Raw genomic sequence first — 21,174 nt, forward strand, 5'->3', positions numbered from 1 at the left:
CACGCAAGGAAGCTGACATGGACCACAATCCAAGCCCCATCCCGGAACCGCACGCCAAGCGGAACCCGAACTCGAACCCCGTTCCGACGCCGACCGCGACGCCGCCGGACATCCTCCGTTGCGCGTACATGGACATCGTCGTGACCGACCTCGCTGCGTCCCGGGAGTTCTACGTCGACATCCTCGGCCTCGTCGTCACGGAGGAGAACGAGAACGAGATCTACCTGCGTTCGTTCGAGGAGTTCATCCACCACAACCTCGTGCTGCGGAAGGGACCGGTTGCCGCGGTGGCCGCGTTCTCCTACCGGGTGCGCAGCCCGGAGGACCTTGACCGCGCCGTCGAGTTCTACACCGAACTGGGCTGCCGCGTTGAACGTCGCGCCGAGGGATTCACGAAAGGCATCGGCGACTCGGTCCGGGTCGAGGACCCGCTCGGATTCCCGTACGAGTTCTTCCACGACGTCGAGCATGTCGAGCGGCTCGCCTGGCGGTACGACCTGTACGGCCCTGGAGCGCTCGTGCGGCTCGACCACTTCAACCAGGTCACCCCTGACGTGCCGAGAGCCCGCGGCTACATGGAGGACCTGGGCTTCCGGGTCACCGAAGACATCCAGGACGAAGACGGCGTGACCTACGCGGCATGGATGCGCCGCAAGTCCACCGTGCACGACACCGCCATGACCGGCGGGAACGGCCCGCGGATGCACCACGTCGCGTTCGCCACACACGAGAAGCACAACATCCTCTACATCTGCGACAAGCTCGGCGCACTGCGCAAGTCCGACCTCATCGAGCGCGGCCCCGGCCGCCACGGCGTGTCGAACGCGTTCTACCTCTACCTGCTCGACCCGGACGGTCACCGGGTGGAGATCTACACCCAGGACTACTACACCGGCGACCCGGACAACCCCGTCGTCACCTGGGATGTCCACGACAACCAGCGTCGTGACTGGTGGGGCAACCCCGTCGTCCCGAGCTGGTACACCGAGGCTTCTCCCGTGCTCGACCTCGACGGCAACGTCCAGCCGATCGTCGTGCGCGAGGAACCGAGCGAAATGGCGGTCACCGTCGGCGCCGACGGCTTCTCCTACACCCGCGAAGGCGACGTCGAGAAGGGTTTCAAGCTCGGCGACACGCTGTAATTCGCCGGCTTGATCCGGTTACTCGCCGTCGCTCGACGCGAGGATGGCGCCTGCGTGCCCCATCTCGGCGATCGCCGCGTCGCTGGTCTCGCGGGCCACCCCGGCGATCAGATCGGTGAAGACCCGCACGTGCCTGCCGTGTTCCACGGCGTCCAGAGCGGATGCCCGCACGCAGTAGTCAGTGGCGATCCCCGCGATGTCCACCTCAGTGACGCCATGCTCCTCGAGCACTTCGGTGATGGTGGCGCCGTCGGAGGCGCCGCCGTCGACGTGCCCGTCGAAGATCGAGTACGCCGGTTCTCCCTGCCCCTTTTTGACGTGGATGGTGATCCGCGACTGGTCCAGAGCCGGGTGGTATTCAGCGCCCGGTGTGCCGGCGACGCAGTGCGGAGGCCAGGTGTCGAGAAAGTTCGGTTCCTCACCGACGGGGGCGAAGTGGCCTCCGTTGTCACCGTCGGCGTTGTGCCAGTCGCGGGAGGCGATCACCAGGCTGTAGCCGTCTGCTGCCCGCTCAAGGTAGCTGGTCAGGTGTGCCGCCACCGCAGCTCCGCCGTCGACCCCGAGTGCACCGCCCTCGGTGAAATCGTTCTGCACGTCGATGATGAACAGCGCTCTGGTCATTATGGCCTCCCGGTCCGAGCAGTCATTCTCAGGGTACCGTCGTCGTTTGTGTGGTGTCTGCCCTCCGTGAGCCGCTACCTGTTGGAGAGGTTACCGCCGCACCGGTAGAACGCGGTCGCGAGGGTGTCGATCGCCGTGCGGGCCTCGGCACCCACCCGACCGGTGGCGAAAATAGCGAAGATCAGGGTCGACCCGTCGGCCGCGTCGATGATCCCCGTCAACGTGTAGGCCGACGAAATCGACCCGGACTTCGCGCGCACGTGCCCTCGCGCCACGGCGTTGTCGCCGAAGAACCGGTTCGAGTAGTTGAGGGTTCCGGATTCCCCGGCAACCGGCAGCCCGTCGCGGACAATGCCGAGGGCACCCTCCCGCGCGTGAATCTTCACAAACAGTGCGGTGAAGTACGACGGCGCCACGGCATTGTTGCGGCTCATCCCCGATCCGTCGGCGACCCGCAGCCCGGAGGTGTCGATCCCGTACACGTCGAGTGACCGCGGAATAGCGGCCGCCAGGGCGTCGATCGTGTTGCCGACACCGAGTTTGATCGCAACGTGGCGGGCGACCATCTCGGCGAGCGAGTTGTCCGACGGAATCAGGAACTGCGGAATCAGCGTCTCCAGCGGCTGCGAGGAGACGGATGCCAGTTCGGCGGCTCCGGCCGGCGCGGTGCCCTGTTCGAAGGGAACATCGTTGAAGTACTGGGCGAAGGCGGCTCCGGCCCGGCCGATCGGGTCGTCGCCGCGCGGGGACAGGAACACCCGGGGGTCGGCACGGTCGGCGTCAACCTGCAGCGCCGTGATGTGGGACAGCCACCCGGTCCCTCGCTCCGTCGGCGGCCAGGTGTCGCCCCAGGTTTTTCCCCCGAAATAGCTGGAGTCGAGCACGATGCGGGTGATCGGCGTGCCGGGGAACTGCGCCTGCCACGCGGTCTTCGTTTTCGCGGCGAGATCATCGAGGTGCGCCGCCCCAGTGTAGACCGGTTCCTGCCCGGAGGGCAGCCGGGTCAGGGTGAGGTCTCCCCCGCCGACGAGGACGATTGTGCCGGCCTCCGCTCCGGCCACAACCCGGGTTGACGCGCGGAAGTCCGGGCCGAGCACGTTCAGGGCCGCCGCCGCGGTCAGCACCTTGAGGGAGCTGGCGGTTTGGGATGCCGTGTCGGCGTCGCGCTCAAACATCACCTGCCCGTCGGCTCGCAGCACCTGCGCCTGCAGCGTGCCGAACCGGCCGTCGGAGAGCAGGGAGCCCACCGAGCAGGTGCGGAGCGGCGAAGCGGCCTGCTCGATCGTTGACACCGGGCGGGGCGGCGGCGTCGGAGTGGGGGTGGGCGTCGGGCTGTAGACCGGTGTGACGGCCGCCGGAGCGCCAGCTGGCGTAGTCGCCGCCCCGAGAGCGACGGCGCTTCCGCCCAACAGTGTGAACGCGGCAACCGAAGCGGTGACGAGCCACGCGGTTCGGTGCCGCCCCAGCACCGACCCGATGCCACCGCGCCGGTGTGCCGGCGGGGTCGCAGGCGCGCTCGATGCGGCATCCGTCATCGGAGTCGTTCGGTCGTTCGCGCCGCCGGGCAGGGAGGTGGACACTCGACGATGCTACCGGGAGTCCGCGGGAATCGCCCCAGGATCACTCGCCCGGGTAGACGAGGCCGATCTGGCGGCGGATGTCGTCGAGCGTGTGCATGATTGACACCGTCTCCGCGTGTGGAAGCACGTCGGATTCGAGCTCGCCTGCGGCGACGAGCCGTTCGAGTTCGAAGGCCTGGAACTGCATCCCGCGGCCGACGACGTTGGAGGTGTACGACTCGATAACGTCATTGGCGTTGTTGTAGACGGTGAACGAACTCGCCGAGTACCAGACGGAGTCGATGTCGATGCGACCCTCCGAGCCGATCACGCTGGCCACGTTCGGCCCGTGCGCGTTGCTCGCTGAAAGCGTCGTCGCGATCTGATCGCCGGAATAGATGAAGATCGTGGCGACGGATGCGTCCGCCCCGGTGTCGCGGAAGGTGGCGGAGGCCGTGACCTGCGCCGGGGTCCCGAAAACGGAACTGGCGAAGGAGATCGGGTAGATCCCGAGGTCGAGCAGGGCGCCTCCGCCAAGCTCGAGCGCGTTGATCCGGTGGGCCGGGTCTGAGGGCAGGGACTGGGTGTGGTCGGCGATGACGGAACGCAGCTCGCCGAGGGTTCCTTCGGCGAGGATCTCGCGGATCCGCACCATGTGCGGCAGAAAGCGGGTCCACATCGCTTCGAGCACCACGAGACCGAGTTCCCGGGCGCGCGCGGTGACCGCTTCGGCCTCCGGGGCGTTGAGGGCGAAGGGCTTCTCGACGAGAACGTGTTTGCCGGCCTCGAGCGCCATCAGCGCCTGCGCGGCGTGGAACGGGTGCGGGGTGGCAACGTAGATCACGTCGACCTCGGAGTCGGCGACGAGGTCCTCATAGCTGCCGTGCACGTTCGGGATGCCGTATTTCTCTGCGAACGCCGCCGCGGCATCCGCTCGGCGGGAGCCGACCGACTGCACGGTCAGCCCGTTGAGGACGAGGTCGTTGGCGAAGGCCTGCGCGATGCCGCCCGGCCCGAGAATGCCCCAGCGGAGGCCTGCAGTAGTCATCGGCTTAGACTACTGGCGACAACGGCTCGGAGGCCACACGTGACAGTATCCAGCGACGACCTCGTTCTCGTGCCGATCGGAGCTGCAGGATTGCGGGCGCTCGCGGCCGGCGACCTGACCGCGGCGTCCCGGATCACCGGATTCGACCTGCCCGAGGAATACCGGTCGGCGTCATGGCTGTGGCAGTTGCGGCACGAACAGCTGCAGTCGACGCCGTCGGATGAGCCGTGGGTGGCGTGGATCGTCGCCCGTGCGGACGACCGGCGAGTGGTCGGGCGATCAGGGTTTCATTCTGGGCCGGATGCGGACGGCATGGTCGAGCTCAGCTACACCGTGCTGCCGGAGTTCCGGCGGCAGGGTTATGCCACGGCGGTTCTGCGGGCGCTGGTTCGCTACGCGGAGGATCACCCAGGTGTGCGGATCCTGCGGGCGACGATCAGCCCGGACAATGCCGCGTCCCTGGCGACGCTCGCGGCGTTCCCGTTCCGCCACGTCGGCGAGCAGATGGATGAGATCGACGGACTCGAGTTGATCTACGAGCTGCCGGTCGGTTGAGCGCACCGCTCACCGCCCCGCCGACGCCATCTGCCGGGTCGGCGGCGCTTTCGGTTTGGTGAGGGCAGCGGGCTGGCGGGCTTCCCCTCCCCCGGTCATCAGGAACTGGGGTGGGAGCGACCTTTCGTACAGTCCATATACGTTCTGGACGGCTTCTTCCACCGACCCCCAGTACCCGACGAGTTCACGACGCGCGGGGTCTTCATGCCAGGTGACCGCACGGAAATAGAGTTCGCGATCCGGGCCGAGCCGCAACCGGCGCACCACCGCGATCGGTCCCGTCGCTGCCGAATGCGTGACGACCCATTCGACGGGCGTGGTGACGTGGGACAGGCCGGGCATGACCCGAGAGTATGTCCAGCCGCCGACACCGGTCGGCGATTGGAGGCGACGCGTTGGCCGACGGGTTTACCTGCCGATCTGCTGCAGCGCCCAGGAGTTGCCATCGGGGTCGCTGAAGTATGCGTACAGAACGCCTCCCATGTCATTGATGCCTGACACTGCGACCCCGTTGCCGATCAGCTTGTCCCGAGCCGCCTCGACATTGTCGACGACGAGGTGCAGGTTGCGTACGGGTGCCGCATCCGGCTCCCCAATGCCGACTCCGATCACGATGGAGCACGCTGACCCGGGAGGGGTCAACTGCACCACCCGCATCCCGTTGCCGTGCTCGATGTCGTGATCGACGTGGAAACCCACTTGATCTACATAGAATGCCTTGCTCCGATCGACGTCGGTCGACAGAAGCGGAACCAGTTCCAGTCTCATGTCCATCTGGTCAGTACTCCCCTTTGAGCACGAAGAAGGAGCCGCGGATGACACCGGCGAGCTTAGACTTCTGCCGCGCGAATTTGAACCGTGATGCCAGTTCCTCCGGGATCTCCATGCCTTCGGCGAGTTTGAATCCGACCGCTCGCTTGCCGCCGTCCTCGATGCTGTACATGACGTTGATCGACAACCCTGATTCGTAGAACACGTAGGTCATCCGCAGACCGTCGACCACGAAGTCCGTCGCTTCGAGCGGGCGGGAGCTGATCACGATGTCGCGCTCTTCCTTGAGGATGCGGCTCACCCGGTCGACCAGCTCAGGAACATCCTCTGCCGGTTCGACACTGAAGACGTGGTCGTACTTGTTCCGGTAGTACCGTGCCTCGTTTGCTCGCAGCCCGGCGAGCGCCCCGGCGACCGGCGAGGATTCCAGCCCGTCGGGTGAAACGTCCTCGTAGTTCACGATGTACGGCATGGGCACTCCTGGCCAGTCGACGTAGGATCTACGATAACGCGACGCTCTCAGCCACACCCACAAAACCCCCTCAACGCGGAGGGGGTGAAATGGAGCCGCCTGTGGGAATCGAACCCACGACCTTTTCATTACGAGTGAAACGCTCTGCCGACTGAGCTAAGGCGGCGCGACCGAGACAAAGACTCGATTCATCGGGACTGATCAGGCCGCGTGAACGGCCGGTTTGATTGTCTCAAGCTCGATCGGGGTGAGACCCCTACGGGGAAACACGCCCGTCGTACGGCAAAACAAACAGTCCTATGTCAACGCAGGAGCGGGGCGCCCCCAACTGGTCGCGCCCCGCTCCGAGATGTTCTACCGAACGGTCTAGGCCAGGCCCATTCCGATCGGGGCTGACAGCCGGTCAGCGAACAGCCGGCTCACCGCGACGCCGTCCACTTCGAGTGCGACATCCATGTTCGCCGTCAACTTCTTCGGGTTTGTGCGAAGCATCTCCTGACGACCGTTCGCGTTGTGAAGGTACATTTCACGCTCAATCGGCGTCTGGTTGTATTCAGCGGCGATGTGCAACGGGTAGGTCGTCATCAGGCTACGGTCGAACGCGTGCATCACAGTGAGCGGGTCATGCAGCCAGAGCGCGGTGTGCTCGGTCGGGATACCCACTGCTGTGTAGATCAGCTTCTCCTGCGGCGGCCACAGCTCGAAAATCCGCGCAGTGAGCTTCGCGATCGGGCTGTCTGACGCCTGAATGCGCGCAAGGTCCTCGTCCAGAAGCGGCGCACCGAGCGTCACGTCGATTGGAATCAGCGTCATTGGCATCTTTGAACGCAGGACCAGTTCGGCGGCGATCTTGTCGTTGTTGAAGTTGTATTCCTCGACAGGTGAGCGCCTGACGCCCTTGTCGTCCACAATCGGAACGACAACGCCGGCCATCATGATCAGCTCTTTGATGTTGTCGACTACGGCGGGTTCCTTGATGATCGCGTGGGCGATGTTGGACACCGTGCCCAGCGTGACCACCGTGATCTCACCCGGGTTGTTCATGATCGTTTCGATCATGAAGTCGACGGCATGCTGATCGGAATACGTCGGCTCCTCGCCGGGCTCGAGGATTCCTTCGCCCTCGAATCCGAACATCAGCGACTCATCACGCATAGGCACGCCAATGCCCTTGAACACCGGAATGTCGCTGCGGCCGGCAATCTCGAGTACCTTTACCGCGATCTGCGCGCGCAGATGGGTGTCTCCGTAGCAAACGGTGACTCCCTCGACCTGAAGCTCCGGGCTTTGGGCGGCGAACATTACGGCGACCGCGTCGTCGTAGTAGGTGCCGATGTCGGTGTCCAGGATGATTCGTGTCTTTTCCATGGTTTTCCTCCCTTTCTTGGTGCGCGCCGGACGCCGTTCTTGGCGCCCGGCGCACGGGTTAGTTTGAACGTGCGGGGATGCCCATTACGGGCGTCAGAAGTTGTACTGGTCGATGTTTTCAAGGTCGAAGACGATGGGCTCCCCCGCCTGGACGATGCCGCCCTCTTCGACCGTGTACTCGCCGAGGTCCCCGGCCGTGAACGTGTCGCCAGCTTTCCCCGTGATGTCCCCGTCGAGCAGCGCGCGAATTGCGTAAGCCCCCACTCGCCCCATGTCTGCCGGGTCGAACAGCACGAACTTCTTGATGGTGCCGTCCTCGAGGTAGGCCTTCGTCGCGTTCGGCATGCCGATGCCGGTCAGCGCGACATTGCCTGCGAACGAGGAACTGGAAATGTACCTGGCTGCCGAGGCGGTGCCGACCGTTGACGTTGAAATGATGCCGCTCAGTCCCGGCGTCTTCTGCAAGGCAGCGGCCGTCTTATCGAATGATTCCTGATCGTCGTCGTTGCCGTAGAACTTTTCTACGATCTCGATGCCCGGGTGAGAGTCGGCTATGTCCTTTTCGATGCCACTGATCCAGGCGTTCTGGTTCTTCGCGTTCGGCGACGCACCAAGAATCGCGATCTTACCTTCCTCACCGATCTGCTCGATCATGACGTCAACCATGGCCTTCGACAAGCTCATGTCCGGCACCGGGGAGACGAAAAGGTCCCGGTACTCAGGCTCGACGTCGGAATCGAAGGTGACGACCTTTGTGCCCGCTTCCCGCGCGGTGGTCAACGCTTGACCCAGCGCGCTGGGGTCGCTCGCAGACAGGATAATGCCGTTTCTGCCCTGCTGGGCGAGGGTGTTGATGAACGGTACCTGCGCGTCAGCCGCCCCAACCTGCGGGCCGACCGCGACATAGTCACCGTTGAGCTCCTTGACGGCTTCCTCGGCGCCCACTCCAGCCTGATCGAAGTACGGGTTAGCGAGCATCTTCGGCACGTAGCCGACGCTCAATGCCGTGGTGCCCTGGTCGGAAGATGAGGAGCCAGCCGCCGCTCCGGTGCAACCTGACAGCAATAGGACGGCGCTCATCGCACCTGCCGCGATTGCGGCAGCCCTCCACGTATTGCTCTTCTTTGAGTGTGCGGTCATTATTTTCCCTTTCGGTGTTGTGACTCTTCCGCCCGCATAGGCGTAGAGGTTTTTCGTCGCGCATGCGCGACCGTTTGAGTGATGGCAGTGAAGGCAAGCGGCACGGCGACGGATACAACGAGGAGTCCGCCCACCGCGATATTTATGACGTCCGACGAGTAGTTCATGAAACGCAATACGCTCTGGACCAGCCCGATCAGCAGTACACCCGCCACTACCCCGACGATCCGTCCCCGACCTCCGAAGATGGACACGCCACCAAGAACGACGCCAGCGATGACAGCGAGCTCGAGACCAGCGGCGTTATCGCCCCTCGCACTGCCGTAGCGGAATGTGTAGTAGGCGCCGACGAGCCCCGCCAGCAGCCCGCTAAGGAGGAACAGTGTGAACTTCACACGGACCGTACGCACTCCGGAGAATCTTGCGGTGTCGATTCCCTGACCGGTTGCATACACGGATCGGCCGAATGGCGTGAAGTGCAGCATGACTGCGAATAGAACGATAGCTACCAGCACCGCGAACATGACCAGCGGGAAGCCTGTGCCGGGGACATTCGCGTTCGCGAGTGACTTCAGTTCGACCGGGAAGTTCGTGATCGAGTCAGTTCCGAGAATGCCGATCGAGATACCGCGAAACAACGCCAGAGTACCAATCGTGACGGCGAGAGACGGCAACTGCAGCACCGCTACCAGGAAGCCGTTCACTAAGCCGACGAGAAGTCCAGAGAGGACACCAGCGAGGATAGCCCCTTGGATTGGAACCCCTTCGGCAAACAGCCACCCGATGACCACGTTGCTGAACCCGACCGCGCTCGCTACCGAGAGGTCAATCTCGCCCGACACCAGGATGAGGGTGACGGGAAGCGCGCAAAGCAGGATCGGCGTTACGTCGAGCAGCAGATAGCTGAGAGTTAGAGGCGTGGCGAAACGAGGAATGGACGCCGCCGCAATGATCGAAACGACCACCACCGAGAGGATAATCATGGCCTCATGGGTCAACAGGGTGCGCCGCCACAACGGTAACGCATGGGTGAGGTAGGTCCGCGTCCCGGACGTTGCCGACGCGGTGAAGGCGACTTCAGTCATTTTCTTTCTCCCTGATTTCGGACAGCTTCCTGGCGTGTCTGAGCGCGAGAAGCCGATCGAGCACGATCGCCCCGAGGATGAGGAGACCTACCACGGCTCGCTGCCAGAAATCTGGCACCCCAAGAATGGGTAGCGCGCGGTTGATGGTTACGAGCAGCACGGCGCCGATCGCGGCACCCCACACGGTGCCGGATCCCCCGAATATCGCAACGCCCCCGAGCACAGCTGCAGCCACAGCGCTCAATTCGAGTCCGCTGCCGGCCTGGGAGTCCACGGCCCCATAGCGCGCGGCGTACATGAATCCAGCGAGCCCGGCGATCGCGCCGCTTGCGACCAGTGCCATAAACACCCGCCGCTTGCTGGGCAGCCCGAGCAGGGTCGCCGCGAACGGCGCCGAGCCGATGGCGTAAAGCTCCCGAGCGCTGGGTCGGCTGCGCATGTACCAGGTCACAGCCACAACGATTACTAGGGCGATGATCATCAGGTTAGGGATGCCGAGTAAGGAGCCGACTCCGAACTCGAGGAACTCTTTCGGCATGTTCACCGCGCTGACCACCTTGCCATCGGCCCACAGCACGTTCAACCCTCGGTAGATGTAGAGGGTGCCTAGCGTGACCACGAGCGCCGGAGCGCCGAGCACGGCGATCAGGACGCCGTTCACGGAGCCGAGAACGGCACCGAGTACCACCGCACCGACGGCGACGAGCCAGAGCGGCAGTCCGGGATTGTTCGCGAGCGTGCTGGCCGACAGCCAAGCGCCGAGACCGAGGATTGACGCGACGGACAGGTCGATATTCCGAGTGATCAAGACGACCGCCTGCGCCACCGCCAAGGGCACAAGAATGGACGGTGTCAGCAACAGATCGCGCACTCCGTCGGGTCCAAACAGGAAGCTCGGGTTCTGCAGCGTGGCGACGAGGATCAGCAACGCCAATACGATCACAACCGCCGACTCGCGGGAGGCAAGTACCGCGGCGAAGCGCTGTCCTGCGGTCAGCTGAGACGGACGGGTCTGAATCGCGCTCATGCTTTTACCGCTTCACTGTGAGTGGCCGCATACATGACGCTCTCTGCGTCTGCGTCCTCGTGCGACAGCTCTGCCGTGATTCGTCCTTCGCGCATGACGAGCACGCGATCGGCCATACCCAGCACCTCGGGCAAATCGGAGGAGATCATAAGGATGCCCATGCCCGCATGTGTCAGATCAGCCAAGATCTGGTGCACCTCTGCCTTTGTGCCGACGTCGATGCCACGTGTCGGCTCGTCAACTATTAAGACGCGAGGTGATGCAGCCAACCATTTAGCGAGCACGATCTTTTGCTGGTTGCCGCCCGACAAAGTGCCGGCTGGGGTGTCGAGCGCACGCGCCTTAACCTGAAGCCTGGACAACCAGGTTCGCGCGAGCGAGTTCTCGCGCGAATCCGTGATGATGCCAAGGCGAGCCAGCATACGGCGAACTGCAAGAGCCGCGTTCCTGCTCAGACCGAACTCGAGGATCAGGCCCTGATGGCGTCTGTCCTCCGGGACGAAACCGAGCCCCAAGCCCATCGCGTGGAGGGGGTCGTGCCTTCGCACCGGAGTGCCGTCGAGTTCGACCGTCCCAGAGTCGTAGCGGTCGACTCCGAAGATTGCACGCGCGACCTCGCTCCTTCCCGCGCCCACGAGTCCGGCAAGGCCGACGATCTCGCCGGCGCGCACCTCGAAGTCGATGTCGTGAAAGACACCGAGCGACGTGAGTTCATGCACCTTCAATAGGGTGTTGCCGTGGGTGCGCTCCCCTCGCGGATAGAGCGAGTCAACATCCCGACCCACCATCTGCCTCACGACGTCGCGCTCGGTGGTCTCGGCCAGCGGGGAGGTCGAAACGTAGGCGCCGTCACGCATAACGGTGACGGTGTCGCACAGGTCCCAGACCTCTTCAAATCGGTGCGAGATGAACAGAATAGCTCGCCCCTCATCTCTGAGCGATCGAGTGATCGCGAACAGCCGACGTACCTCCTCGGGGCTGAGTGCGGCGGTGGGCTCATCCATGATGAGAACACGGGCGTCCATTGATATTGCCTTGGCGATCTCAATGATCTGCTGGTCCGCAATCGAAAGACCGTCCGCAATCCGGTCCGGATCGATATGCACACCCAGTCGGTCGAAGAGTGCCCGCGCCTCTCGACGCATACGCTTGCGGTCCACGTTTCCGGACCGGCTTGTTGGCAGGCGGCCCATGAAAATGTTCTCGGTCACCGAAAGATGCGGCAGCATCGTCGGCTCCTGGTACACAACTGCGACACCCGCCGCCTTTGCGTCTGCAGTTGTCTTGAATGACACAGGGTTACCGGCGAGTGAGAGCGTTCCCGCGTCGGGCAAGTACAAGCCAGCGATGATCTTAACCAAGGTTGACTTGCCCGCGCCGTTCTCGCCCATCAGTGCATGCACGGAGTGATAGCGCAGCCTCAGCTCGCCGTCACGCAGCGCGACCACGGCACCGAAGGACTTCGTCACTCCGGTCATCTCAAGGGCAATCGCCATGCCTGGCGAGCTGGTTGATTCTTCATTGAACACGTTGTAGTTCTCCTGGTGTTAGTCGGGCGTACATCCACATGAGCGGCCGATAATAAGCTCCGTGGGGACCCCCCAGTGGAGTTCGGCTTGGGCGTCCTCGAATAGCCGACGCAGAGTCGCTTGGGCGATGACGTCGCTCGGCTGCCGAACCGTTGTCAGCGAGGGCTTCAGAACCGACGCTTGCTTGGTGCCGTCGATGCTGACAGTCGCAAGACGCTCAGGCACAGAGATGCCGTCGGCGAGGGCGGCGGCAATCAGGCCGCGCGCCTGGTCATCGCTCGCACAGAAAACCGCCCGCGGGAGGTTGGGGAGTTCCTTGAGCCGCTCCCATGCTGTTGCCCCCCCTGCGTATGAGTACGGTGAACGCAGCGTCGCCACCGGTTCGAGGCCGGCGCGCCCCATGGCGCGGCGGAATCCCTCAAGGCGATCGTCGCTGACAAAGGTGCTTTCCATGCCAGTCAGGCACGCGATGCCGTCATAGCCGTGCCCGATCAGATGGGCTGTGGCCGTCTCGGCGGCTTCCGCATGGTCGATACTGACCGATCGGATAAGCGCATGCGGGTTGGGTCGGTCCACGACCACGACCGGAATACCCTCATCAAGTGCGGGTTGCAGCGACAACTGCTTACTCACCCCGATGACAACCACGCCGTCCACTCTGTGGCGGACAAAGCTCGACACATACGCAGCCTCACGGCGACGATCCTCGGCAGAGTTGCCGATGAACACTAGCCTGCCGGTCTGCAGGGCGGCTTCCTCAACAGCTGTTGCGAGTTCAGAGAAGAAGCTGCTGTCGAGATTCGGCACAATCATGCCCGTTGTTCCAGTTCCGCTGCCCGCAAGCGACCGCGCGATGGGGCTTGGCTCGTACCCGAGCTCCTTAATGGCCGCGAGCACCCGCTGCCTGCGTTCTGGGCTCACGTTGCGCGGCCCCCCGTTGATCACATAGCTCACGACCGCCGCTGAAGTGCCCGCCAGACGGGCCACGTCGTCCCGACTCACCCTTTTCACCATCACGACCCCGCTTCGAACATGGGGTAGGTCTCGGCTGCACCGAGGTTCTCCACGGAGAGAGATGCCGCCACCACCGCCACGCCCACCGCTTGGCCGAGCGCTGCACCCCGAGCCAGGGCGGCAGCCAGCGAACCCACGAAAGCGTCGCCAGCACCGGTCGTGTCAACGACCTGGCGCGCGACGCGGGCCGGCACGCGCCGAACGGAACCATTCTCCAGGTAGATCGCGCCGCGTGCGCCGAGGGTGACAACGACCGTTTTGGCGAGATCGCCGAGTCGAAGGACGAGTGTCTCGTCCGTATGACGTGCGTCGCCCCCTACGAGCTGAGCGGCCTCCACCTCATTCACGACAAGCGGGTCGGCCCATTGAAGTACACCGTCGAATGAGGCCACAGGAGCGAGGTTAATCACGAGGCGGACGTTCAATTCATGTGCCAGCCGTGCAGCCCGCACAGAAAGAACAGATGGGAGCTCGCCCTGCACCACCAACACCCGTGCTTTGGAGATTTGGTCTGCGAGGCTGGCATCGGTCACTCGCCCTTCCGCGCCCGCACCGGAGTTGACGACGATCTGGTTCTCACCTTTCGCGTCGCGGACCACGATCGCCGAGCCCGACTCAGCGCCCTGGACCGTCACCACCGCTGAGACATCGACGCCGAGCCCGTGCAGCCTCTGCAAGATGTCCGCTGACTGAGGGTCATCCCCGACGAACCCAAAGAACGCTGACCGTGCCCCAGCACGGGATGCGGCGGCAGCCTGATTGGCCCCTTTGCCACCCAGCCCTCGCTGTGCAGAAAGAGCAAGAACCGTCTCGCCGGGACCCGGGAGCGCATCGACCGAGAACTGGTGGTCAAGGTGGATGGAACCGATCGTCAATACATCGACCGCTACACCGTCATTCGGATGCTTCATTGCACTTCCTTGCCCTGGATCTACGCAACAGCTACGCGCGTAGACAACAATGTATAGAGCGCGCCCGGATAGCGCAAATCGAGGATTGCCTCACTCCCCGACTCCCACACCTGGAAATGCTCTTGGCCAGCCGCATGCCGGAATCGTCCACCCTTGGCCGGAACTCAGAGTTCTCCGCCTTTTCGGCTCGGCTGAGGCGTGCGGTAACGAGTCGAGGTGGCATGGCGCGACGGAGGAGACAGAGTCGCGATGCTCGAGCACCCGTTCTCGCGGCGGGCGAGGCTTCGTTCTCGGCCCGGGCCGATCGAGTCGGCGAGTTTCCGGGCGCAGATCAAACGAAACATGCCGCGGAGCGCCATTTGTGGCTAATAAATGGCCACTGAATCAAATCTCCGTCCCTTCCGGGACGGCCGAATTCCTGATCAGTTATGAATGTGGAGCCGCCTGTGGGAATCGAACCCACGACCTTTTCATTACGAGTGAAACGCTCTGCCGACTGAGCTAAGGCGGCGCGTGATTCGCGGCGACCCGAGGGTTGCGCGACGCACAGATAACGATCTTACCGGGTGTTTGGAGCAGTTACGAACACTGCGGGTCAGAACCGGGCACGGTCCCGTCGATGAAGAAGTCGTCGACGACAGCGTCAACGCAGCGGCTGCCCTTGTTGTACCCGGTGTGTCCCTCGCCCTGATAGGTCACGAGCACCCCGCTTTCGAGCTGGTCGGCAAGCGCCTCAGCCCAGACGTACGGGGTGGCCGGGTCGTTGGTCGTTCCGATCACAAGGATCGGAGCAGCACCCGCTGCGTGGATCTCGTCGCGCTCGGCGCCGTCGGGGTACGACCAGGCCGCACAGCCAATGTCGCCGTAGCCGAAGTACGGGCCGATCACCGGTGCGGCCTTGGCCAGTTTCGCGGCTTCCTCAGCCATGCGGGCCGGATCCGCGTTGTGCGTGTAGTCACGGCAGTTGTACGCGATAAATGCCTCGGTCGTGTTGTTGTCGTAGGTGCCGTCTTCCAAACGGCCGTTGTACGCATCCGCGAACGCGAATGCGTACTCGGCGTTGCCGTTCATGACGGATGCCAGCATCTCGCTGAGCTGCGGCCACGCTTCTCCGGCGGGGAAGTACAACGGGTAGATGATGGCGGTGAGCAGGGCGCTGGCCCCCAGCTTCCGCCCGTCGGAGTTCTTGATCGGCGTTTCGTCGACAGATGCCATCAGGTCGCCGATCGTGGACAGCGCCTCCTCCGCAGACCCGGTGAACGGGCAGTCGCGAGAGCCGAGGCAGGCATCGAGGTAGGCCGCAAGGGCGCTCTCGAAGCCCTTCGCCTGGGCTTCGTTCACCTCGTAGATGCTCGACGCCGGGTCGATCGCGCCGTCGAGCACGAGGCGTCCTGTCGTTTTGGGGTGGAGCTCCGCATAGCTGGCACCAAGGAAGGTGCCGTATGAGTAGCCCAGGTAGTTGAGCTTCTCGTCGCCGAGCGAGGCGCGAAGCATATCGAGGTCGCGCGCCGCACTGACGGTGTCGACGAACTCGAGGAACTCACCGGTGTTTTCGGCGCAGGCCGCTGCGAACCCCTCGGCGCTGGCTGTGACTTCGGCGATCCAGGCTTCACTGCCCCGCTCGTTGTCTGCGATGCCGTAGAGGTATTCGTCCATCTCGGCCGGCTCGAGGCAGGAGACGGGGGTCGACCGGTTGACGCCGCGAGGGTCGAAGCCGACGATGTCGAAGTTGGCCTGCAGGCGTGCGTCCGCGGCGGCGTCGACGCTCTGGGCGATGTAATCGAACCCGGACGCGCCCGGCCCGCCCGGGTTGATCAGGAGGGAGCCGATCGGGTTCCCACTCGCTGGCTTTCGCACGAGGGCGAGTTCGATGTCGCCGGCGTCGGGGTTCTCCCAATCCATCGGCGCTGTGGCGGTCGAGCATTGCATACCGTCATTGCAGGGTTCCCAGATCAGCTGTTGCTCGTAGAAAGGGCGGAGACTGTCAGCGACGTCTTCACCGGTCGGGGTGGATGTCGTTTCCGGCGCAGGGAAGAACGCGGTGACGCATCCACTCAGGCTGAGCGCGAGGCAGACCGGCAGCGCGAGGAGCGCCATCCGGACGCGGCAAGTGGTTGCGGTCGGACGTGTCACGGAAAAGTCTCTCCTGCGGGGTCGGCTGCCGCGCACGGCCCGGTCATCGGATCGCCGAAACGAGCATGGCTTCGAGGGCGAGCGCCGGTGCGACGTTCCCTTCGATGCGCTGGCGGGCCTGCTGGATGGCATCCATCGTCGCCATCGTCTCTGCAGGGGTGCTCTCTTCGCCTGCGGCGGTGAGAGCCGCGATCAGTTCACGGTTGATGATCGTTTCGGAGCGGCCGAGCTGCAGCATGATGATGTCGCGGTACAGCGAGAGGAGGTCGACCAGGATACGGTCGAGCCCGTCGCGGAGGCTGCGCGTGGCCCGGCGTTTCTGGTCTTCTTCGAGGCCGCGGATCTGCGAACGCAGCGCCGGCGGCAGCGTCTGCCCCGGTTCGACACCGAGCGAGCGGAGGGCGTGCTCGCGTTCCTCCGCATCGCGCTGTTCGGTGTAGGCCTTGCCGTCATCGGTGGCGATGGCGAGCATCCGGGCGGCCGCGAGAACGGCATCCGACACGGAGCGGATGCCAAGGGCCGCCGTCAGCGTCTCGTCACGTCGAGCGCGGGCCCCTTCGTCGGTGGCGAGCCGGTGCGCCATACCGACGTGTGACTGAGCGTGTCGCGCCGCTCGCTCGGCGAGTTCGAGGTCGACGCCGTCACGGCGCACGATCAGATCGGCCACCTCGGCGATGTCGGGAACGCGCAGGCGGATGGCGCGCACGCGAGACCTGATCGTCGGGATAAGGTCGGCCTCGCTCGGCGCGCAGAGCACCCAGACGGTACGCTCCGGTGGTTCTTCGAGCGCTTTGAGAAGCACGTTCGATGTGCGCTCCACCATCCGGTCGGCGTCTTCGATGACGATTACCCGGTATCGGCCGACGGCGGGCGCGAAGTACGAGCTGCGCACCAGTTCACGCACCTCATCGATCTTGATGATGACGTTGGGGGTGGCCAGCACGGTGAGATCCGGGTGGGTTCTGGCGTCGACCTGCGCCGCCGTGACCGGATCGCCGTCGGCTTCGCGGCTGAGCAAGGCGGCGGCGAATGCGTACGCCAGGTTCGACCGGCCAGAGCCGGGCGGACCGGTGATCAGCCACGCGTGCGTCATCGCGCCGTGGGATTCTCCCCCGCGGTCGGCGGCGGCGTCGCGCAGCAGGGAGACAGCGTCGCTCTGCCCGATGACGTCATCCCAGTTGGCCATGGCCCAAGCCTACCTGCGACACCTGACACCGCCGGCGGCGTCAGAGCAGAGCAGCGACCCGCGAACGGATGCTCTCCGCGAGCGTCGCGACGGCATCCGTCGCATCGAGGACAAGAAAGCGGCCGGGCTCCGCCTGGGCCAGTTCCAGGTACACCTGCCGCACCCGGCGGTGGAACGAAGATGCTTCTGCCTCGAGCCGGTCGAACCGGGTCCTGGCGGAATCGAGACGCAGCCGGGCGGCATCCTCGTCGAGGTCGAGCAGAACGGTCAGGTCGGGCATGAGACCGCCGGTCGCCCACATCGACAGGTCCCGGATTTCGTCCATGCCAAGATCCCGCCCTGCGCCCTGGTAGGCGACGGACGAGTCGATGTACCGGTCCTGCAGGACCACCGCTCCGCGTTCGAGGGCTGGACGCACCTTCGAGGCAATGTGGTGGGCCCGGTCCGCTGCGTAGAGCAGCGCCTCGGCACGCGGCGCGATATCGCCGCGATGGTGGAGCACGATTTCGCGGATCTCAACGCCGACTTCGGTGCCTCCGGGCTCGCGGGTGCGCACGACCTCACGGCCCTGCTCGCGCAGCCAGGTCTCGAGTTCAGCAGCCTGCGTGGACTTGCCCGAGCCGTCACCACCCTCGAGGGTGATGAACAGCCCGGGATACGAATCGGTCCGTCCCATTACTCCGCCGCTGTGGGCTTCGCAGCGGGCTTGCGAGCCGCAGGTTTCTTCGGCGTGGCCGTCGACACCCCCGTCTTCGACGCCGCAGCGGCCTTCTTGGTGGTGGCGGCAGCCGTCGGTTTCTTCGCGGCGGGCTTCTTCGCGGCAGGCTTCTTGGCCGGTGCCTTCTTGCGCGGAGCAGCAGGACCCTTCGCCCGTTTGTCGGCGAGCAACTGCACAGCACGGTCGAAGTCGACGTCCTCAACGGTCTCCGCTTTCGGGATCGTCGCGTTGGTTTCGCCGTCGGTGACGTACGGACCGAATCGGCCGTCCTTCACCTTGATCGGCTTGCCACTGACCGGGTCGGCCTCGAATTCCTTGAGGGCGCTCGACGCACGGCGGTTGCCGTACTTCGGCTGGGCGAAGATCTCGAGCGCCGCTGGCAGATCGATCTCGAAGATCTGGTCTTCGTTCTCGAGCGACCGGGAGTCGGTGCCCTTCTTCAGGTACGGGCCGAACCGGCCGTTCTGGGCGGTGATTTCCGCCGCGATCTCCGGGTCGACGCCGACAATGCGCGGAAGCGAGAGAAGCTTCAGCGCCGTGTCGAGGTCGATCGCGTCGAGCGACATCGATTTGAAGAGGGATGCCGTCCGCGGCTTGACCACAGCAGCTTTCTTCTTCGCTGGGGCCTTCTTCTTCGGCGCATCCGTCACTTCACCGGTGGCAGCGTCGACGACGGGTTCTTCCGCCTCGGGTTCGGGCTCGAGTTCGGTCACGTATGGGCCGAACCGACCGTCCTTCGCGACGATCTCCTTGCCGTTCTCCGGGTTGACGCCGATCACGCGGTCGGTGAGCACCGGAGCGTCGATGAGTTCCTGCGCCTTGGCGAGGGTCAGTTCGTCGGGGGCGAGGTCTTCGGGGATGTTGACCCGGCGCGGTGTGGCCGGTTCGCCGTCGGCCTGGGCAGGAGCGGAAGCATCCGTCACCTCGAGGTACGGGCCGTACTTGCCGATGCGGATGGTGATCTCGTCGTTCAGGCGCAGCGAGTTGATCTCGCGGGCGTCGATGTCGCCGAGGTTGTCCACGACGGTGCGCAGGCCGCGGTGCTGGTCGCTGCCGTAATAGAAGGACTTCAGCCAGGCGGTGCGATCCTGCTCGCCACCGGCGATACGGTCGAGGTCTTCTTCCATCTCAGCGGTGAAGTCGTACTGGACGAGGTCGTTGAAGTGCTCCTCGAGCAGCCGGACGACGCTGAACGCGATCCACGAGGGGATGAGCGCCTGGCCGCGCGCGGTGACGTAACCGCGGTCAGTGATCGTCGCGATGGTCTGCGCGTAGGTCGACGGGCGCCCGATACCCAGCTCTTCGAGCGTCTTGACGAGGCTCGCCTCCGTGTAGCGCGGGGGCGGCGAGGTTTCGTGGCCCTTGGCGTCGACCTCGGTGAGGATCAGCGACTGGCCCTCGGTCAGCGGCGGAAGCTTCGCCTCACGGGCGGTGTTGTCGCTTGCGTTACGTTCCTCGTCCTGGCCCTCTTCGTAGGCGTGGAGGAATCCGCGGAAGGTGATGACCGTTCCGGATGCCGTCAGCTCGGCCCGCTTGCCGTTCGCGTCGGCTTCGATGGTCACCGTTGCGGTCTGGCCCTTGGCGTCGGCCATCTGGCTGGCGACGGTGCGCTTCCAGATCAGCTCGTACAGCTTGAAGTCCTGGCCGCGGAGGCTGCCGCTCAGTGACGAGGGAGTGCGGAAGGTGTCACCGGAGGGACGGATCGCCTCGTGGGCTTCCTGGGCGCTCTTGTTCTTGCCGCTGTACAGGCGCGGCTTGTCGGGAACCGTCTCGGCACCGTACAGTGCGGTCGCCTGGTCGCGGGCGGCTTTGATCGCCTGGCTCGAGAGCGACGGCGAGTCGGTACGCATGTAGGTGATGTACCCGTTTTCGTACAGCGACTGCGCCACGCTCATCGTCTGGCGGGCCGAGAAGCGCAGCTTGCGCGCTGCTTCCTGCTGCAGCGTCGACGTGGTGAACGGTGCTGCCGGGCGGCGCGAGTACGGCTTCGACTCCACCTTCGAGACGACGACGGATGCGCCGGGGGCGGCGAGCGCGGCGGCGATCGACTGGGCTGACTGCTCGTCGAGCGGCACCGCTTTGCTCGTCAGCTTGCCGGTGTCGTCGAAGTCGCGCCCGGTGGCGATGCGTTCACCATCGAGGCGGACGAGGCGGGCCTCAAAATGGGTGGAGTCGGGGTCCGGGGCGGCCTGGGCGGTCAGACCCCAGTACGAAGCGGGGGTGAAGGCGAGGCGTTCGCGTTCACGCTCGACGATAAGGCGGGTAGCGGCGGACTGCACGCGGCCGGCCGAGAGGCTGGGGCCGACCTTGCGCCACAGGACGGGCGAAATCTCATACCCATATATACGGTCGAGAATCCGCCGGGTCTCCTGGGCGTCGACAAGGGCGACGTCGAGGTCACGCGTGTTTTCCCTGGCCTCGAGGATGGCGTCCTTGGTGATCTCGTGGAAGACCATCCGCTTGACGGGGACTTTCGGCTGGAGAACCTGAAGCAGGTGCCACGCGATGGCTTCGCCTTCGCGGTCCTCATCAGTCGCGAGGAGGAGTTCGTCAGCGTTCTTCAACGCCCGCTTGAGATCCGCTACCGTCTTCTTCTTGTTGTCGGAGACCACGTAATACGGTTCGAAATCGTTGTCGATGTCGACCGCGAACTTGCCGAAGGCACCCTTCTTGAGTTCAGCCGGAAGGTTCTTCGGCTCGGCGAGGTCACGGATGTGCCCCACGGAACTCAGTACCTCATAGCCGTCGCCGAGGTACCCGGCGATGGACTTCATTTTGGTCGGCGACTCTACGATGACCAACTTTTTTGTGCCTGGCACCCGACTCCTTTCGTCGTGCACACCATACACACCATTTCCCAGTGTCCACCTAATCAGCCCGTGCCGTCACATCCGT

The 21,174-nt window shown here is 64.5% G+C and carries 19 protein-coding genes and 2 tRNA genes; 2 read left to right on the top strand and 19 right to left on the bottom strand.

The annotated features are described in order from the left end of the window. The first annotated feature begins 17 nt into the window (after positions 1 to 17). Complete coding sequence (gene hpaD / locus BM197_RS00230) at positions 18 to 1,142, top strand: 3,4-dihydroxyphenylacetate 2,3-dioxygenase (RefSeq protein WP_090707819.1); 1,125 nt, start codon at positions 18 to 20, stop codon at positions 1,140 to 1,142. An 18-nt stretch (positions 1,143 to 1,160) separates the two neighbouring features. Here the strand turns inward: hpaD and BM197_RS00235 are convergent, their stop codons facing one another. The 3 genes from BM197_RS00235 to BM197_RS00245 all read right to left on the bottom strand — a co-directional run bounded on the left by BM197_RS00235 (position 1,161) and on the right by BM197_RS00245 (position 4,370). Beyond that, positions 1,161 to 1,763, bottom strand: coding sequence for an isochorismatase family protein (locus tag BM197_RS00235; protein ID WP_090707821.1), 603 nt, complete (start codon positions 1,761 to 1,763; stop codon positions 1,161 to 1,163). Positions 1,764 to 1,837: 74 nt separating this feature from the next. Next, the gene (dacB, locus tag BM197_RS00240) at positions 1,838 to 3,343 is read right to left on the bottom strand and encodes a D-alanyl-D-alanine carboxypeptidase/D-alanyl-D-alanine endopeptidase (protein ID WP_245762322.1); all 1,506 of its coding nucleotides are present in this window, start codon (positions 3,341 to 3,343) and stop codon (positions 1,838 to 1,840) included. A 40-nt stretch (positions 3,344 to 3,383) separates the two neighbouring features. Then, positions 3,384 to 4,370, bottom strand: a complete 987-nt coding sequence (locus BM197_RS00245; protein WP_090707822.1) for a Gfo/Idh/MocA family protein — start codon at positions 4,368 to 4,370, stop codon at positions 3,384 to 3,386. Between the two features lie 39 nt (positions 4,371 to 4,409). On the opposite strand from BM197_RS00245, the gene BM197_RS00250 reads away from it, so the two are divergent. After that, on the top strand, positions 4,410 to 4,925 hold the full coding sequence (locus BM197_RS00250) for a GNAT family N-acetyltransferase (protein ID WP_218151782.1): 516 nt from the start codon (positions 4,410 to 4,412) through the stop codon (positions 4,923 to 4,925). Between the two features lie 9 nt (positions 4,926 to 4,934). Here BM197_RS00250 and BM197_RS00255 read toward each other — a convergent pair whose 3' ends face one another. From BM197_RS00255 to topA, 16 genes are all read right to left on the bottom strand, one after another. Beyond that, the gene (locus BM197_RS00255) at positions 4,935 to 5,267 is read right to left on the bottom strand and encodes a hypothetical protein (protein WP_090707824.1); all 333 of its coding nucleotides are present in this window, start codon (positions 5,265 to 5,267) and stop codon (positions 4,935 to 4,937) included. Between the two features lie 66 nt (positions 5,268 to 5,333). After that, positions 5,334 to 5,699 carry a VOC family protein gene (locus BM197_RS00260; RefSeq protein ID WP_090707826.1) on the bottom strand — a complete coding sequence of 122 codons (366 nt, stop codon included), beginning with the start codon at positions 5,697 to 5,699 and terminating at the stop codon, positions 5,334 to 5,336. A 4-nt stretch (positions 5,700 to 5,703) separates the two neighbouring features. Further along, positions 5,704 to 6,168 (bottom strand): phage tail protein, encoded by a 465-nt coding sequence (locus BM197_RS00265; RefSeq protein ID WP_090707828.1) that lies wholly within the window; start codon positions 6,166 to 6,168, stop codon positions 5,704 to 5,706. A gap of 90 nt (positions 6,169 to 6,258) precedes the next feature. Continuing rightward, positions 6,259 to 6,334 (bottom strand) — tRNA-Thr (locus BM197_RS00270). Between the two features lie 200 nt (positions 6,335 to 6,534). Continuing rightward, on the bottom strand, positions 6,535 to 7,536 hold the full coding sequence (locus tag BM197_RS00275) for a nucleoside hydrolase (protein WP_090707829.1): 1,002 nt from the start codon (positions 7,534 to 7,536) through the stop codon (positions 6,535 to 6,537). Positions 7,537 to 7,629: 93 nt separating this feature from the next. Then, positions 7,630 to 8,676: a rhamnose ABC transporter substrate-binding protein gene (locus BM197_RS00280; RefSeq protein ID WP_090707831.1), complete on the bottom strand. Its 1,047-nt coding sequence runs from the start codon at positions 8,674 to 8,676 to the stop codon at positions 7,630 to 7,632. Next, positions 8,676 to 9,761 carry an ABC transporter permease gene (locus BM197_RS00285; RefSeq protein ID WP_090707832.1) on the bottom strand — a complete coding sequence of 362 codons (1,086 nt, stop codon included), beginning with the start codon at positions 9,759 to 9,761 and terminating at the stop codon, positions 8,676 to 8,678. The genes BM197_RS00280 and BM197_RS00285 overlap by 1 nt, the downstream gene beginning before the upstream one ends. Continuing rightward, on the bottom strand, positions 9,754 to 10,788 hold the full coding sequence (locus tag BM197_RS00290; protein WP_090707834.1) for an ABC transporter permease: 1,035 nt from the start codon (positions 10,786 to 10,788) through the stop codon (positions 9,754 to 9,756). The genes BM197_RS00285 and BM197_RS00290 overlap by 8 nt, the downstream gene beginning before the upstream one ends. Beyond that, positions 10,785 to 12,284 (bottom strand): sugar ABC transporter ATP-binding protein, encoded by a 1,500-nt coding sequence (locus BM197_RS00295; protein WP_090707836.1) that lies wholly within the window; start codon positions 12,282 to 12,284, stop codon positions 10,785 to 10,787. The genes BM197_RS00290 and BM197_RS00295 overlap by 4 nt, the downstream gene beginning before the upstream one ends. 51 nt (positions 12,285 to 12,335) lie before the next feature. Beyond that, positions 12,336 to 13,319: a LacI family DNA-binding transcriptional regulator gene (locus tag BM197_RS00300; protein WP_177216661.1), complete on the bottom strand. Its 984-nt coding sequence runs from the start codon at positions 13,317 to 13,319 to the stop codon at positions 12,336 to 12,338. Between the two features lie 11 nt (positions 13,320 to 13,330). Further along, positions 13,331 to 14,242 carry a PfkB family carbohydrate kinase gene (locus tag BM197_RS00305; RefSeq protein WP_090707839.1) on the bottom strand — a complete coding sequence of 304 codons (912 nt, stop codon included), beginning with the start codon at positions 14,240 to 14,242 and terminating at the stop codon, positions 13,331 to 13,333. A gap of 435 nt (positions 14,243 to 14,677) precedes the next feature. Beyond that, positions 14,678 to 14,753 (bottom strand) — tRNA-Thr (locus BM197_RS00310). 68 nt (positions 14,754 to 14,821) lie between these two features. Next, a complete protein-coding gene (locus BM197_RS00315) occupies positions 14,822 to 16,375 on the bottom strand; it encodes an alpha/beta hydrolase (protein ID WP_245762323.1) in 1,554 nt (517 codons plus the stop codon). Between the two features lie 43 nt (positions 16,376 to 16,418). After that, positions 16,419 to 17,561, bottom strand: coding sequence for a DNA polymerase III subunit delta' (locus BM197_RS00320; protein WP_090707843.1), 1,143 nt, complete (start codon positions 17,559 to 17,561; stop codon positions 16,419 to 16,421). A gap of 40 nt (positions 17,562 to 17,601) precedes the next feature. Beyond that, positions 17,602 to 18,237, bottom strand: coding sequence for a dTMP kinase (gene tmk, locus BM197_RS00325; RefSeq protein WP_090707844.1), 636 nt, complete (start codon positions 18,235 to 18,237; stop codon positions 17,602 to 17,604). Then, positions 18,237 to 21,098 (bottom strand): type I DNA topoisomerase, encoded by a 2,862-nt coding sequence (topA, locus tag BM197_RS00330; RefSeq protein ID WP_090707846.1) that lies wholly within the window; start codon positions 21,096 to 21,098, stop codon positions 18,237 to 18,239. The genes tmk and topA overlap by 1 nt, the downstream gene beginning before the upstream one ends. Between the last annotated feature and the right edge of the window lie 76 nt (positions 21,099 to 21,174).

It is taken from the genome of Mycetocola miduiensis (genome assembly GCF_900115155.1).
Taxonomy (GTDB): Bacteria; Actinomycetota; Actinomycetes; order Actinomycetales; family Microbacteriaceae; genus Mycetocola_A; species Mycetocola_A miduiensis.